The 374-nt window shown below is 44.4% G+C and carries 1 protein-coding gene; it reads right to left on the bottom strand.

The genetic code is table 11. The annotated features are described in order from the left end of the window. Window positions 1-374: type IX secretion/gliding motility protein PorT/SprT (gene porT, locus D4A39_RS19430; protein ID WP_147393987.1), on the bottom strand; the 374-nt coding region annotated here is incomplete at both ends.

Below are 374 nucleotides of genomic sequence, written 5' to 3'. Positions count from 1 at the left end.
CATGAATTTCAATTCAGGGCGAAGTTTGAAATAAGGCAGATAGAAATCACACCCCAATCCCAACTCCAGAAACAGATCTGTTTTCTTCAGTTTGATATAATCTTCGTTCTTGCTGTTCAGATTCATCATCGGGTTGATTCCTGCCATGATGTATGGGCGGTGATTGTTGAATCTCTGTGCTGCAAATATCAGATCGAGGGCACTGGAAATGTAAGCCGTCTTCATCTCCTGTTTCTGTTGGATCGGATTACCGGCTCCATCTTTTTCCAGCATGTTGTAGAAGGAGAGATGTCGGGTACCGAAATACATGGCTGGTGCTATGCGTAGCTGGAAGTGGGTGTTGAGACGGAATTCTCCTAGTACACCTACTGTAA

Source organism: Alcanivorax profundi, assembly GCF_003597125.1.
Lineage (GTDB): Bacteria > Pseudomonadota > Gammaproteobacteria > Pseudomonadales > Alcanivoracaceae > Alcanivorax > Alcanivorax profundi.
Note: the sequence above shows the minus strand (reverse complement) of the source record. Positions and strands in the feature narration are given on the sequence as shown.